The organism is Providencia sp. 6390 (assembly GCF_058148425.1).
In genome coordinates, this window is sequence record NZ_JBYVYL010000001.1 from 951,413 (window position 1) to 966,189 (window position 14,777).

Here is a 14,777-nt window from a genome sequence, read left to right on the forward strand (position 1 = left end):
GCTTTTCGTTAAGGTATAGTGACTACACTACGCTCGCCGAGTTACATAATTTATCTATGCTCCCCGACTAGCCTACCTGCAACTCGAATTATTTAGAGTATAGATATTTTCGATATATAATTGACAAGAAAAACGATTAAATTTTATTCAGTTGTACTTGCTATATTTGAGATATCGCCCTTTTCTTACGATTTTCTATAATTTTTTGAGTAATAGATTCAACTTGCTGTAATTCGGAACAAGCACTTGCTCGCAACGCTAAATTCCATTTACTCAATACTCGGGCATTGTTCACGAGCTCAGTATCATTATTTAGCCGGCCGCTTCTTAGAAGCCAATTTGAGACTTCCGCCCAATCCCATAATGGAGACTGACCTTTAACACGTTGAATTGGACTAGGAAAATCACCAGAGCCACGCGTACCATCTTTTAACATTGCAATAGCTTGTCGCGATAAATGAGTAAGCTCAGCAATATCACTTAAGCCAACGAGCGCTGAATCAACAGCATCAACTGTTGCGCCAATCCCAGCGATTTCAATATTATTAATTGCAGATTCAATCGCCCAATCCAATGATTCGGCTTCCCTATCGAATTCCAAATAAACTGATTTGCCATAAAAACAAACTAGTGCATCACTGCAACCACTCTCATATAGGGCATCTTCAAGTTTAGGTGTATCAGCATTTACACCAGAAAGTATTAATGTGAAATTATATAAAGCCATTGTGCCCCCATTCTACGTTAATAAAGTAGGCGGCTTCAGCCGCCTTAGGCCAACCAATGATCAAATACAACTTTTAACCTTCCGTTTGATCTGTTTAGCATGGTTCTCAGGACTACTTGGGGTAGACCAAACACTCATTTGATGGTTTCGATGTTCATTTTTCGGATCACCACAACGTAAACGACAAAATGCATGTGAGCTCTGGCCTGCTTCTATTAAGACCCAACCTTTTGAGACAGCATATTCTATAGCCGCTTGAATATGTTTATTAGGGTGTCTCTTCATCCTCCTCCTGTATTCATATTTTAGCCACATTGTTGACATTGGTCAACAATGATAAACATTGACCATGACTTAATGCTTAACTGTTATTTTTCAATAACAGCCAAACATAACTTAACAAAAAGCCGCTTTGAACTTTGTCTTAAATGAATCAAAAAGATAACTTACACGCAAACAAAAACCCCATCGTTACATAACGATGGGGCAGTAGGATTTCACGAATAGACTGTCAAAAGGATAGAAATTTCCGGTATATATATGATAATTTTATTCACAAATTTTATATTACCCCAGAATTGGATAAAAATATAAGTCTTACAGTGGCATTCTGTATTCAATCACACCGGGTTTTTCAGCTACCCAATCGTATAGGCGCTGACCACGTAAATTCGTTTCTTGTGTATGCCAATATAAACGACCACAAGCCCGTTTTTGAGCCTGATCTTGTACAAATTTAATCAGATGTTTTCCAACTTGGCGTCCTCTAACATCTGGGGAGACAAAAAGATCTTCTAAATAGCAAAAATCATTTTTTGCCCATGTTGAACGATGATAAAGATAATTAACAAAACCCAATACCTTATCTCCTTCTAGAGCAACAGCACAGTACATAGGCTCATTGTTATCAAAGAAACGCTCCCACGTTTTTAAAGTAATATCTTCACTTAAATCAACTTGATAAAACTCTTGATATTGTAACCAATATACCAACCATTGTGCATAATGATCAGGTGATACAAACTGAACAGTAACAGGTAACACATTGTTATTCATAATATATCCTTGATAAATAAGACAGGTAATCTAATAAGGCTATATTACATACCAATCTGGTACTGAATAAGATACACTTTTGATATTTATTTAGGATCCACTTTTAATGAAGCGTAAACCTCAAGCTCAATTCCCTAATTTGCTGTTAGAAGCGGGTTACATTAAAGACAGCGTTTACCACACGATCCGTAATGCCATCCTTGATGGGCGACTCACCGCAGGTATAAAATTGCCATCAAGCAGAGCTTTTGCTGAAATGATGTCTATTTCACGCAACTCAGTGATCGCAGGCTTTGACCGGCTCACTGATGAAGGTTATTTGGTGACTAAGCAAGGCTCAGGAACTTACGTTTCAGCGACTATTCCTGACGAATTAATTCGCTTCACAACAAGCACCAAAAACCATAATCAATCTCAATATTCTGTATTGAAACTTAGCCCTGCACTTAGTCATTTAGCGCCATTATGGGGAAAATCTCGGCCTAATACCAATAAACGGCAATTATTCAATATTGGCATTGGTTGTGTTGATCAATTTCCTCATGATTTATGGGGTAGGCTTTTAGGCCGTGTTTGGCGAAAATCTAAACGTGAGATTACGCATTATAATCATCCAGATGGTTATCTCCCGCTTAGAAAAATCTTAGCTAACTACGTCCGTTCTACCCGTGGAGTTAACTGCCATGAAGAGCAAATTATTATTGTCAATGGCACTCAACAAGCCATTAATTTAGCGGCTAAAGTATTGCTACAGGGAGGTGATTCCGTCTGGTTGGATGATCCCGGTTATGACAGTGCTCGGGCAATCCTAACAGCATCAGAAATAGCAATATCGCCAATTCCCTCCGACGACGATGGAATGAATATTGATTATGCAGCTGAACGCTATCCGGATGCTAAACTGATTTATACTACGCCATCACATCAGTTCCCACTTGGAACCACACTAAGCTTGGCAAGGCGGTTAGCGATGCTAGAGTGGGCACATCAAAACAATGCATGGATATTCGAAGACGATTACAACAGTGAATTTCGTTACCTTTCGAAACCGATACAAGCACTTCAAGGGCTAGATACTCACCAACGCGTCATCTATGCAGGCACATTTTCTAAAATGATGTATCCAGGCTTCCGTCTTGGTTTTTTAATTGTGCCCGAAACTCTGATTGAACCATTTACAATGATGAAATATTACAGTGATAGCCATTCCGGATATTTAGAGCAAGCTGCGCTAGCGCAGTTTATTCAAGAAGGTCATTATGCACGGCATGTACGTAAAATTCGTAAGGTATGTTATTCACGTCAGCGTGCACTCATCGACGCAATAAACCAGTATTTATCCAATATATTTGAAGTAATGCTAACTGACTCAGGGATCCACGCCGTTTGCTGGTTAAGATCAGGTATAGATTTACAATCTGTTTTATCTGCCTGCCGTCAATTAGAGTTTGGTGTACAACCTTTAGCTCGTTATTGCATAGATAACCAAAACAATAATGCTATTTTATTTGGTTATGCCGCGCACACTGAAACTGAAATCACTAATAATATCATTGCATTAAGTCAATTATTGCAACGGAATAATGAAATACAACTATGAGTTGCAAGTCAACAACGTCTTAATGAAAGCAAAATACACACGAAATTCATCCAATCTCTGATTGTGAGCTCAGCGAGGTACGCACTAATATCAATTAAATCAATAAAAATTTGAGAGGTGTACTGATGACAAACAATGTGGAGCTGGGCAAACTCGAAATCGGCGATATTGTCTTTACTAGTATTGGAACTACTTTGTTTCGCCAAATTGCCTCAGCGTCCTTATGTTGGAGTAATCATGTTGGGTTAATTATTGGCCATGATGGGGAAGATTATTTAGTTGCTGAGAGCAGAGTCCCCTTATCAACTACCACCACCTTAACTCGTTTTATCCAACGTTCAGCAGATCAACGTTGTGGTGTTCGCCGATTATCAACACACCTTACCGATGAGCAAAAGGCGGCTTTAATTGCACAAGTTCCTGCACGATTAAATAAATTTTACCATACAGGGTTTGACTATCATTCATCTCGGCAGTTTTGCTCAAAGTTTGTATTTGATATTTATCAATCTGCCCTTTCAATTGAAATTGGTGAGATCGAAACTTTCGGGGAATTATTAAGTAAAAATCCAAGTGCCAAACTTAATTTTTGGAAATTATGGTTTATCGGCCATATTCCATGGGAACGAGCAACTGTCACACCTGCGAGTTTGTGGAGTCATCCTCAATTAGAGTTAATCTATCGCAGTCATGAGGATATTCATTAATTACGGCATTAATTTAGATCGTCCACAAGTTGTCCACACTTGAACACTTTTAGGCACTTTTGAGCCTTTTTTGTACAGATAACGTACAAAAAAAAGGCACTCGCCCCCGAGTGCCTTTTGACTACAACTCACTGAATATAAAGTAAATTACACCTATTCAGCGGTTCTGGTACTTGTGCGGATGAGGTAATCAAAGGCGCTAAGTGCCGCTTTCGCCCCTTCACCTGCTGAGATAATAATTTGTTTATATGGAACCGTAGTACAGTCACCTGCCGCAAAAACACCTTTCACACTGGTTTCTCCGCGAGCGTCAACTTCAATTTCGCCCATACGGTTGCGTACAACGGTATCACCTAACCAATTGGTGTTTGGCAGTAAGCCAATTTGAACAAATGCGCCTGCAACCTCTAACGAATGAACGCTCTCATCTGTGCGATCTTTGTACTCAAGACTCGTCATTTTGCTACCATCGCCCTTCACTTCTAATGTTTGAGCATTAACGATGATATCAACATTTTTCAAGCTACGTGCTTTGTCTTGTAATACGGAATCCGCTTTTAATTCAGGTGCAAATTCAAGAACCGTCACGTGCTCAACAATACCCGCTAAGTCAATTGCAGCTTCGATCCCTGAGTTACCACCACCAATCACTGCAACGCGTTTACCTTTAAATAATGGGCCATCACAGTGTGGACAGAATGTCACACCTTTAGTGCGATACTCTTGCTCCCCCGGTACTCCCATATTACGCCAACGAGCACCTGTTGCGATGATGATACTACGTGATTTCATCACGCCACCTGATGCTGTTTCAATTTGATGTAACCCGCCAACGTCTTCAGCTGGGATCAGTTTAGTCACTGATTGACCATCAATAACATCAACACTATAGTCATCGACGTGATTTTTTAATGCGCCTGCAAATATTGCCCCTTCAGTTTTAATCACTGAAATATAGTTTTCAATATCAACAGTATCCATAACTTGGCCACCAAAGCGCTCACCAATTACGCCTGTGCGAATGCCTTTACGTGCAGTATAAATAGCCGCCGATGCTCCCGCGGGACCACTACCAATGATTAATACTTCAAATGGTTCGCGTTCGGTTAAAGCTTTTGCAGCGCGTGCATCAGCATTGCTATCTACTTTGTTGACGATCTCACTTAACGTCATTCGACCTTGACCAAACTCTTTTCCATTAAGGAAAACTGCAGGAACCCCCATAACATTACGTTCATCGATTTCCTTTTGGAATAATGCGCCGTCAATTGCCGAATGTGTAACATTTGGGTTTAACACTGCCATTAAATTTAGTGCCTGAACAACGTCAGGGCAGTTATGGCAAGAAAGTGAATAATACGTCTCAAAGTGGAACTCTCCTTCAAGCGCTTTCACTTGATCTAACAGTTCTTGAGCTTCTTTCGATGGATGACCACCAATTTGCAGTAATGCGAGCACAAGCGAAGTAAATTCATGACCCAACGGTGAACCAGCGAAACGTAGCCCACTATCAACACCTGGGTTAGTAATTAAAAATGACGGTATTCTTTCATTACTGTCATGTGTTTCACGAACAGTGATTTTGTCTGACAAAGTAGCGATTTGATTTAGCAGTTGTTTGATTTCAATTGATTTTTCACTGCTATCTAAATTCGCCACTAATTCAACTGGCTTAGTTAATCTTTCTAAATACGCTTTTAATTGCGCTTGCATATTGTTATCGAGCATATGATCCCCTTGGTCATAAAATCGGGTGCATAGCACCCGAGAAGTTGTAAACAAAGAGGGAGAAAAGCGTGGTTTTTCCCTCTTTGTATTATTTTTAAGGTTGAAATCAATAAATTGATTTCCCTTATTTATTTTCACAACCCCTTACAACTGCCGCCAAACATAATATGTTTGTCATCAGTGTGAATCGGGTGCATAGCACCCGATAACATAAATATTTTCGAATATCGTTCTATTTTCGAAATCTATTTTAAATTAAATCTTACCGACTAAATCTAAAGATGGAGACAATGTTGCTTCACCTTCTTTCCATTTAGCTGGGCAAACTTCACCTGGGTGGCTAGCAACATATTGTGCCGCTTTCACTTTACGTAACAGATCAGTTGCATCACGGCCAATACCTTCAGCGGTGATTTCAATTGCTTGAATAATCCCTTGTGGGTCAACAACGAAAGTACCACGATCAGCCAAACCTTCTGCTTCACGCATGTTTTCGAAGTTACGAGTCAAAGCACCAGTTGGGTCGCCGATCATGGTGTATTTAATTTTACCAATGGTTTCTGAGCTCTCGTGCCATGCTTTATGGGTAAAGTGGGTGTCAGTTGATACAGAATAAATTTCAACACCCATTTTTTGGAATTCTGCATAATGGTCTGCTACATCACCAAGTTCTGTTGGGCAAACAAAAGTAAAGTCAGCTGGATAGAAGAAAAATACACTCCATTTTCCTGCAACGTCTTTTTCAGTTACTTCGATGAATTTGCCGTCTTTAAACGCTTGGTTTTTAAATGGTTTGATTTGAGTATTAATTAAAGACATTTTACGTTCTCCTGTTTGGTTGCTTATTAAGTTACTGGTTTACAGACCTTTTATCCAATCAGTTGCCACTATCAATTTGATAGGCAATACCTAATGATCATTCATTTATTGATAGGAATGACATTAAAACGCCTGCCATAAATTTCAGCAAGCGTTTTTAATGACTTTATTACGTTGAGGTGTTATGCCATGGTGGCAATTGTTTTACGGAAGCGCATTAATGCAAATGAAAAGAACACCATACCGATGATAAATAAGATAATAAATTGTGGCCATACAATTTGGAAGCCAGCCCCACGGTACAAAATAGCTTGTGCAATACTAACGAAGTGAGTGGTTGGCATGGTTAACATGATGTCTTGAACCAATTGAGGCATACTCTCCCTCGCAGTCATCCCTCCCGATAACATATTTAATGGCAGTAAAACTAAAATCATCAATAAACCAAATTGTGGCATTGAGCGCGCGATCGTACCCATAAAGATACCAATCGACGTTGTTGCAAATAAACTTAAAGCCACACCACACATAAATAGCAGGATTGAACCTTCAATGGGAACCTGTAGTAATGTCTTTACCACTAGCAGCAATGAAACCGCAGAAGCAATCAAGACCACCAGCCCCATAGACCAAATTTTAGAAAGCATGATTTCAAAAGGTGTCAATGGCATCACCATCAAGTGTTCGACTGTACCATGTTCACGCTCCCTGATCAGTGCAGCACCTGTTAATACAATCGATAACATTGTGATGTTATTAATGATAGCCATCACTGAACCAAACCATGATTGTGTCAAATTTGGGTTAAAACGCATACGCACTTCAAGATCTACCGGCAAACTTGCATTGCTACGATACTTAGCGAGAAACTCATTTACTTCACCAAGAGTAATATTTTGAATGTAACTATTACCTAAGAAAGCTTGGCTCATGCGTGTTGCATCAATATTGACTTGAATTTCAGGATGACGTCCAGCAAGCACATCCTTTTGAAAATTAGGCGGAATATCTAATGCAAAGGTGTAGGTTCCTCGGTCAAGCATGCCATCAATTTGCTCAGGAATGATGTCAGCAGGCTCCTTAAAATAAGGGGCATAGAAGCTATTGATAATACGATTAGATAACTGTGATTTATCCTGATCTGCAACAGCAATCGGCGCATTATGCAATGAGCCCGGAGTCACCGTTGCAGATGAATAGATTGATACAGTAAAAGCGAATACGATTAATGCCATCATCGCTTTATCACGCCCCAAACTGCGTAGCTCTTTAACCCCCAAATGAAATATGTTTTGTAACTTACGCATCATCAGTTAGGACTCCTGTTTTTTCAGGAAAATAACACTGAGCCCAATCACAATTGGGATAGTTATCAATAAAGGAATAAAAGAGGCTTGTAAATCAAACAAATTCAATCCCTTAGAAAAAGTTCCTCGTGTTATCGTCAGAAAATGTGATGTTGGATAAATCATACCAACCCAACGACCAATACCTTCCAATGATGACACTGGGTCAATCATTCCTGAAAATTGAGTGGCAGGGATCAGTGTGATAATTGCAGTACCGAAAATCGCTGCAATTTGGCTTTTCATAAAGCATGAAATCAGCAATCCCATCCCTGTAGCGATAGTGATATACAAAAAAGCAGCTAGCGTTAGAGTTAAAAAGCTCCCTTTAAAACTTACACCAAATACAAACACACTGAGCGCGCACAACATCACAAAGTTAAACATCCCTAACAAAATATAAGGAAGCTGTTTACCCAATAAAAACTCCAATTTGGTGATCGGGGTTACATAAAGGTTAATCATCGAACCGAGTTCTTTTTCGCGCACCACACTAAGAGCACTTAACATTGCAGGGATCATCATCAACAATAATGGAATTACGGCAGGAACGATTGCTGGTAAACTCTTCACGTCAGGGTTATAGCGATAGCGGGTTTGAATATCAATCACAGGCATGCCTGCAACCCCTACAGGTTGTTTTGCCGCCATCGTACTTAACCACGCTAAATGCATCGCTTGTACATAACCACGCACAGTCTCAGCTCTATTGGGCATTGCACCGTCAACCCAAACACCAATTTTAACAGAATGTCCTTTAGCCACATCGCGAGCAAAATTAGGAGGAATTTCAATTGCAACGGTGACCTTACCACTGCGTAACGCAGTTTCTAACTCGTCATAATCTTTCAACGGAGGTTGTTCAATAAAATAACGTGAACCCGCAAGATTCAGTGTATAGCCTTGGCTCAGCCCTGTTTGGTCACGATCCAGTACTGAGAAACGTAAATTTTCTACGTCCATACTGATCCCATATCCCATAATAAACATCAAAATAACCGTGCCAAGTAGTGCTAACGTTGAGCGTACAGGGTCACGACGCAGCTCCATACCTTCTCGAATGCTATAACTAAACAAACGGCGTAGGCTGAAACGACTTTTCAGTGCTTCATCAGTTTGTTTTTTTAGTTCGGGATCAACATGGAATTCAGGAACAGTGTCTTTTGCTGATCCATCCTCTCCAACTGCATCTTGCAAATAAGCAATAAACGTTTCCTCAAGCGTATCAAGTCCCCGTTTTTTAGTCAGATTATCCGGTGTATCGCAATCAAGTACTTTACCTGCATGCATCAATGAAATACGGTCGCAGCGCTCAGCTTCATTCATAAAGTGAGTGGAAATAAAAATAGTGACACCATCACGTCTGGAGAGATCAACCATCAAGTTCCAAAACATATCCCTTGCCACTGGGTCAACACCAGACGTTGGTTCATCTAGAATGAGCATTTCGGGTCTATGGATCACAGCAACTGCCAACGATAACCGTTGGCGAATACCTAAAGGCAAGTCATCCGGCATCGTGTCACGTACATCTTCCAATTCGAAACGCTGACACATTTCATCAACACGTTGCTTAATTTGATCTTCAGGAATATGAAATAATTTGGCGTGCAATACTAAGTTTTGCTCCACGCTCAATTCACTGTATAGCGAGAACGCTTGCGACATATAGCCAACTCGTTTACGCGTTTCGATATCTTTTGGATCGATTTCTTGCCCAAACAACCAAGCTTGCCCTTCACTAGCCTGTAATAAACCTGTCAGCATTTTCATGGTAGTGGATTTACCACAACCGTTAGAGCCTAAAAAACCAAAGATTTCCCCTTTAGGGATCTTAAAATTAACATGGTCAACAGCAACGAACTGCCCAAAACGCATAGTCAAATCTTGTGCTTCAATAGCAATCACGTCATCAGCAGAGGTATCACGCGGTGGAATAACCACCTTTTTATGGCCACTGCGTTTTTCTTCTGGCAGTAATGCAATAAACGCAGCTTCTAAATCATCACATTCAGTTTGAGCTTTGAGTTCTGATGCATGGCCTGTTGCCATTACTTTGCCATCATCCATCGCCACTAGCCAATCGAAGCGTTCCGCTTCCTCCATATACGCAGTCGCGACCAATACACTCATATTGGTTTGTCGCTCACGAATACGCTCAATCAAATCCCAGAACTGAGCGCGTGATAAAGGGTCAACACCTGTGGTGGGCTCATCAAGGATCAGTAAGTCTGGATCATGAATTAATGCGCAACATAAACCCAGCTTTTGCTTCATCCCACCAGAAAGTTTCCCTGCTGGGCGATCTTTAAATGGCGCTAATCCAGTACTTTCCAGTAAGTCGTTGATACGATATTGACGTTCTTCTTTTGATTGACCAAACAGGCGACCAAAGAAATCAACGTTTTCATAGACTGAAAGTGTGTGATAGAGGTTTTTTCCTAGCCCTTGAGGCATATAGGCAATTTTCGGGCAGACGGCACGGCGGTGCTCTTTGTCAGCCATATCACCGCCTAATACGATAACAGTTCCCTGTTGAATTTCTCTTGCCCCTGCAATCAAAGAAATCAAACTGGATTTACCTACCCCATCAGGACCAATTAAGCCAACCATTTTCCTTGCAGGTATTGATAAAGTAATGTCATCCAACGCACAATTATCACCATAATGTTGGCTGACATGGCTTAAATCTACGATCACATCATCCATCAAATTATAGGTCATTGCGGTAATCTCACCTCAAGATCTGTTGGCCATTGAGCATCTGGATCTAAACGAACATAGGCTTTACCCGGCAAGCCTGTTTTAACATATTCAAGGTGCTGCTCTAGCAGTTCAGGTGAAATACGAGCACGAACACGGAACATCAGTTTCAAACGTTCATTTTGGGTTTCCACTGTTTTAGGTGTGAATTGTGCAACACTCGCCACAAACGTTGTTTTTGCAGGGATCACAATGTTTGGCGCAGCATCTAACACAATATGTACTTCACTACCCAGTGCCACTTTCCCTGCATCTTCGGTTGGTAAAAAGAAGGTCATATAAACATCACTGAGGTCTACCATATTTAACACACGGCCACCAGCGCCTAACACTTCCCCAGGCTCTGCAACGCGATACTGAATACGCCCATTACGAGGAGCTTTAAGTACGCTATCATCTAAATCCGCAGTAATACGTCTTTCTGTCGCAGTAGCAGCATCAACACGTGTTTTTGCTTGCACAACGCCAGCTTTCGCAGATTCAATCGCTGCATGTGAAGCTGCTACTTGCGCTTTTGCTGCCTCTAATGCGGCTCTTGCCCCTTGCACTTGAGCAGTATCATCATCGACTTGTTGTTGTGAAACGGCTTTGGTTCTCACTAACGCACGAGAACGATTTAAGCGCTTTTGAGCAGCATCAAGTTCAGCTTCACGCTGCTGAACGACGGCTTGTGCCGCTAATTTTTCACTTTGACGCTGAACCAGGCCTGATTCAGCGGTTGATACGTTGCTAATCGCTTGACGTAATTGGGCTTGAACTTCATGAAGTTGTTCTTGTAATGCTCGAGTATCCATTTTCGCAAGAACTTGTCCTTCCTTAACAAAATCTCCTTCCCTTACTGTAATGGAGTCAATTCGACCCGCCATTTTGGTTGCAATATCAATTTCGGTGGCTTCTATACGGCCATTACTTTGAGCAAAACCGGCTGGTAAATTGCTGGAATTCACGCTCCAATAATAATATCCACCCGCGGCAATAATCAAAATAATGACGACATAAAAAATGATCTTCTGTTTATTTACTTTCATACCATCCCTTCTCTTTTCTTTATGTGAAAGAAAATAGCTAATTTTTAATTTAATATTTCAGTATTACCGAACTAATTTAGTTACATTTAAAAATAATAAAACAAAGAAAATAAAAAATTACTGGAAGATATTATTATTTTAAAATCTTGTTACGGCACTCCACTTTGGATTATCAAAATAAACTAATTTCTATCTATTTAATTTAACAGCATTTTACCTTAGACCTCCTTAAGTAAAATAGCACATATATCACAAAATACCATATTCGAAATTTTAAATTACTAGCTCGGCACTTATTGCCTAAAAAATAGATTAAATACAAAAAAATAATGCTAACGAACTTTTTTGTTAGCATTATTTTGTTATAAAATTAACTTTAAATGAGTTTAATTTACGAATTTAGCGATAGACTGCTCATCCATACGATAACGGATCCATTCAGCTTGTGGTTCAGCACCAATGCTATTATAAAAATCAATTGCTGGTTGGTTCCAATCTAATACGCTCCACTCTAAGCGTTGACATTTTCTTTCACTGGCAATTTCAGCAATATGTTTCAACAATTTTTTACCTGCACCAGCTCCACGGTATGTCGGAGAAACATATAAATCCTCCAAATAAATGCCATTGTTCCCCAACCATGTGGAATAACTGGAGAAAAATACAGCATAACCTGCAGGTTTACCATCTACATAACAAATCAATGCTTCAGTGTTTGAATTGTCACCAAAAAGTGAGTTTTCGATATCTGTCACTGAAGCTTTGACTTCATGACGTGCCTTTTCATATTCAGCGAGTTCAATGATCATATCGAGGATCAAAGAGGCATCTTTTAACGTAGCAGGTTTGATTTCAACGTTCATTTTTTGTTCCCTTAGTGTGTCTGCATTGATTTTACTTCATTAATTCCATTTTCTATAACGACTAGTAGTTTTATTCATGGAACCATTCAGCCTATTAGAATCATTTACAACAGCAATTAAACACGGCAGCACAATATCATTGATAATAACTTAATGGGTTTGTTATCATGCCAGCATTGTTCAACACAGGAAAAAACAAGGAGGCTTATTATGATGTTGTGTGATCTTTTTGACTACTCACACTTCTTTGGTAATCGCCAGAGCTCAGGCTTTCACAGTGATACACTGCGATAACCCTGCCTGAGCGAAGCTACTCAAGGAAACCTTCCTCAGCTTACTGGGTTGTCGTTCTGACTATACCCTGGCATTGTTATGCCTAAAAATGAGTAAGCTATGAGCACATTATTATCTGTAAAATCATTAAACTATGACACTTCCACGTCACCATTACTAAGCAATATTGATTTCACCTTACAGACAGGCGATCGTATTGGCTTAATTGGACATAATGGTAGCGGTAAAAGTACATTATTAAAGCTATTAACAGGCCAACTGTCTCCTAACAGCGGTAGCATTGTCTATTCAAATCAATGTGTCACTGCCTATATTGAGCAGCATTTGCCTGATGACGTCGCTAGTCTGTCACTCATTGATGCCATCATGCATCAATTACCAACCCATGAACGCCAAGCAGAACGCTGGCGGGCAGAGATTTTATTGACCGATTTAGGCTTTAGTGAGGATCAATGGGAACAAAAAGCCAATCAAATTAGTGGTGGTCAACATACTCGTTTGTTGTTAGGCCGTGCATTAATTCAGCAACCTGACTTAATGTTACTGGATGAACCAAGCAACCACTTAGATCTACCGACATTGATTTGGTTAGGTAACTTTTTGCATAATTGGAAAGGTAGTTTTGTTTTAGTGTCACATGACCAAGAACTCCTTGATAAAGTGACTAATAGCACCTGGATCCTGCGAGATAAAACATTACATTTTTTCCGACTTGCTTGTACCGCTGCGCGTCGAGCACTGAGTCAAAAAGACGTCAGCGATGAACAACGCCATCAAGCAGAGCAAAAAGAAATCGATCGCATTGCTTCGAGTGCTAAACGTTTAGCGATATGGGGGCATGTTTATGACAATGAAGGCCTTTCCCGTAAAGCTAAGCAGATGGAAAAACACATTGATAAACTGAAAGATGCACAAACAGAGCTAACCGACGGTTATCAATGGAAATTGGCATTAAACGGTAAGTCGATCCCTGCTGACAGAGTGTTAGAACTCGATAAAACTTGCGTTGAAACACCTGATGGCAGAGCCCTTTTCACTACAGGTTTTCATCAAGTAAAAAGTGGTGATCGCATTGCTATTATTGGTGCTAACGGCTGTGGCAAATCGACATTGTTACGTTTGCTATGGCAGCGTTTTCAAAATGACATGCGGTATGATTCACAACTGAAGTTTCATCCGGCAATCAGTACTGGCTATTATGACCAACAATTACATCAATTGAATGATAATGATAGTTTATCGGATGCACTGAGGCCGTTTGCCGCTTTAGTTGATGAACAGCGTAAAATGGCGCTTATTGGCGCCGGTTTTGCTTACAATCGTCATCAGCAGAAAGTCGCGACATTAAGTGGTGGAGAACGAGCAAGGTTGCTATTTATCGGTCTAAGCCTTGCCCAATATGAGTTGATTTTACTGGATGAACCGACCAACCATCTAGATTTAGAAGGAAAAGAAGCTTTAAGCGAACAGATTTCACAATTCGAAGGTGCTTTGCTCGTTGTTAGCCATGATAAATGGCTAATCGAAAATAGCTGCCAACGTTTTTGGTATATCAATGATAATCGGTTAGAAGAGTATCTTGATGTTAATGAAATCTATCAGCAGATAGAAATGCAGTCTCAGTTAAATATAACCACTGAAGTCAGCACTCTTTCTCAAGCTAAACGGCCAACAGTAAAAACTATTTCTCATGAAGATGAATTGTTAGAAGCGCTATTTAAACTGGAAGAGAAATTACAGGCCGACAGGCAGCGTAAATCATCTCACCAAAAGCCTCAGCTTCAGCAACAATGGATTGATGAAATAGAAAAAATACAGGCACAGTTAGATCTCTAAATTGAGCTGA

The 14,777-nt window shown here is 40.1% G+C and carries 12 protein-coding genes; 3 read left to right on the top strand and 9 right to left on the bottom strand.

Going from position 1 to position 14,777, the window contains the following annotated elements; all coding sequences use genetic code 11:
* Positions 1-160 precede the first annotated feature (160 nt).
* The 3 genes from AC3Z9T_RS04595 to AC3Z9T_RS04605 all read right to left on the bottom strand — a co-directional run bounded on the left by AC3Z9T_RS04595 (position 161) and on the right by AC3Z9T_RS04605 (position 1,783).
* A complete protein-coding gene (locus tag AC3Z9T_RS04595) occupies positions 161-727 on the bottom strand; it encodes a DNA-binding protein (RefSeq protein WP_490125018.1) in 567 nt (188 codons plus the stop codon).
* A 60-nt stretch (positions 728-787) separates the two neighbouring features.
* Positions 788-1,012, bottom strand: coding sequence for a hypothetical protein (locus AC3Z9T_RS04600; protein WP_490125019.1), 225 nt, complete (start codon positions 1,010-1,012; stop codon positions 788-790).
* Between the two features lie 312 nt (positions 1,013-1,324).
* Complete coding sequence (locus AC3Z9T_RS04605) at positions 1,325-1,783, bottom strand: GNAT family N-acetyltransferase (RefSeq protein ID WP_490125020.1); 459 nt, start codon at positions 1,781-1,783, stop codon at positions 1,325-1,327.
* 106 nt (positions 1,784-1,889) lie between these two features.
* Here AC3Z9T_RS04605 and pdxR point away from each other — a divergent pair, with 106 nt between their 5' ends.
* Both pdxR and AC3Z9T_RS04615 read left to right on the top strand, forming a co-directional pair.
* A complete protein-coding gene (gene pdxR, locus AC3Z9T_RS04610; protein ID WP_490125021.1) occupies positions 1,890-3,383 on the top strand; it encodes a MocR-like pyridoxine biosynthesis transcription factor PdxR in 1,494 nt (497 codons plus the stop codon).
* Positions 3,384-3,508: 125 nt separating this feature from the next.
* Positions 3,509-4,090, top strand: coding sequence for a YebB family permuted papain-like enzyme (locus AC3Z9T_RS04615; RefSeq protein WP_490125022.1), 582 nt, complete (start codon positions 3,509-3,511; stop codon positions 4,088-4,090).
* Between the two features lie 153 nt (positions 4,091-4,243).
* Here the strand turns inward: AC3Z9T_RS04615 and ahpF are convergent, their stop codons facing one another.
* The 6 genes from ahpF to AC3Z9T_RS04645 all read right to left on the bottom strand — a co-directional run bounded on the left by ahpF (position 4,244) and on the right by AC3Z9T_RS04645 (position 12,637).
* Complete coding sequence (ahpF, locus tag AC3Z9T_RS04620) at positions 4,244-5,818, bottom strand: alkyl hydroperoxide reductase subunit F (protein ID WP_490125023.1); 1,575 nt, start codon at positions 5,816-5,818, stop codon at positions 4,244-4,246.
* A gap of 255 nt (positions 5,819-6,073) precedes the next feature.
* Positions 6,074-6,637, bottom strand: a complete 564-nt coding sequence (gene ahpC, locus AC3Z9T_RS04625) for an alkyl hydroperoxide reductase subunit C (RefSeq protein ID WP_490125024.1) — start codon at positions 6,635-6,637, stop codon at positions 6,074-6,076.
* Positions 6,638-6,819: 182 nt separating this feature from the next.
* Positions 6,820-7,944, bottom strand: coding sequence for an ABC transporter permease (locus tag AC3Z9T_RS04630; RefSeq protein ID WP_490125142.1), 1,125 nt, complete (start codon positions 7,942-7,944; stop codon positions 6,820-6,822).
* A gap of 6 nt (positions 7,945-7,950) precedes the next feature.
* Positions 7,951-10,707, bottom strand: coding sequence for a ribosome-associated ATPase/putative transporter RbbA (gene rbbA / locus AC3Z9T_RS04635; protein ID WP_490125025.1), 2,757 nt, complete (start codon positions 10,705-10,707; stop codon positions 7,951-7,953).
* Positions 10,704-11,774 (bottom strand): HlyD family secretion protein, encoded by a 1,071-nt coding sequence (locus tag AC3Z9T_RS04640; protein ID WP_490125026.1) that lies wholly within the window; start codon positions 11,772-11,774, stop codon positions 10,704-10,706. Before AC3Z9T_RS04640 ends, rbbA begins: the two co-directional genes overlap by 4 nt.
* Before the next feature lie 386 nt (positions 11,775-12,160).
* Positions 12,161-12,637 carry a GNAT family N-acetyltransferase gene (locus tag AC3Z9T_RS04645; RefSeq protein ID WP_490125027.1) on the bottom strand — a complete coding sequence of 159 codons (477 nt, stop codon included), beginning with the start codon at positions 12,635-12,637 and terminating at the stop codon, positions 12,161-12,163.
* Positions 12,638-13,030: 393 nt separating this feature from the next.
* On the opposite strand from AC3Z9T_RS04645, the gene AC3Z9T_RS04650 reads away from it, so the two are divergent.
* Positions 13,031-14,767 (top strand): ABC-F family ATP-binding cassette domain-containing protein, encoded by a 1,737-nt coding sequence (locus AC3Z9T_RS04650; protein WP_490125028.1) that lies wholly within the window; start codon positions 13,031-13,033, stop codon positions 14,765-14,767.
* Positions 14,768-14,777 lie beyond the last annotated feature (10 nt).

Excerpts from the sequence above, each read along its gene's own strand:
- ahpC (WP_490125024.1), bottom strand. The coding sequence starts at position 6,637 with ATGTCTTTAATTAATACTCAAATCAAACCATTTAAAAACCAAGCGTTT.
- AC3Z9T_RS04615 (WP_490125022.1), top strand. The coding sequence starts at position 3,509 with ATGACAAACAATGTGGAGCTGGGCAAACTCGAAATCGGCGATATTGTC.
- AC3Z9T_RS04600 (WP_490125019.1), bottom strand. The coding sequence starts at position 1,012 with ATGAAGAGACACCCTAATAAACATATTCAAGCGGCTATAGAATATGCT.
- AC3Z9T_RS04645 (WP_490125027.1), bottom strand. The coding sequence starts at position 12,637 with ATGAACGTTGAAATCAAACCTGCTACGTTAAAAGATGCCTCTTTGATC.
- AC3Z9T_RS04650 (WP_490125028.1), top strand. The coding sequence starts at position 13,031 with ATGAGCACATTATTATCTGTAAAATCATTAAACTATGACACTTCCACG.
- ahpF (WP_490125023.1), bottom strand. The coding sequence starts at position 5,818 with ATGCTCGATAACAATATGCAAGCGCAATTAAAAGCGTATTTAGAAAGA.
- AC3Z9T_RS04595 (WP_490125018.1), bottom strand. The coding sequence starts at position 727 with ATGGCTTTATATAATTTCACATTAATACTTTCTGGTGTAAATGCTGAT.
- rbbA (WP_490125025.1), bottom strand. The coding sequence starts at position 10,707 with ATGACCTATAATTTGATGGATGATGTGATCGTAGATTTAAGCCATGTC.
- pdxR (WP_490125021.1), top strand. The coding sequence starts at position 1,890 with ATGAAGCGTAAACCTCAAGCTCAATTCCCTAATTTGCTGTTAGAAGCG.
- AC3Z9T_RS04630 (WP_490125142.1), bottom strand. The coding sequence starts at position 7,944 with ATGCGTAAGTTACAAAACATATTTCATTTGGGGGTTAAAGAGCTACGC.
- AC3Z9T_RS04640 (WP_490125026.1), bottom strand. The coding sequence starts at position 11,774 with ATGAAAGTAAATAAACAGAAGATCATTTTTTATGTCGTCATTATTTTG.
- AC3Z9T_RS04605 (WP_490125020.1), bottom strand. The coding sequence starts at position 1,783 with ATGAATAACAATGTGTTACCTGTTACTGTTCAGTTTGTATCACCTGAT.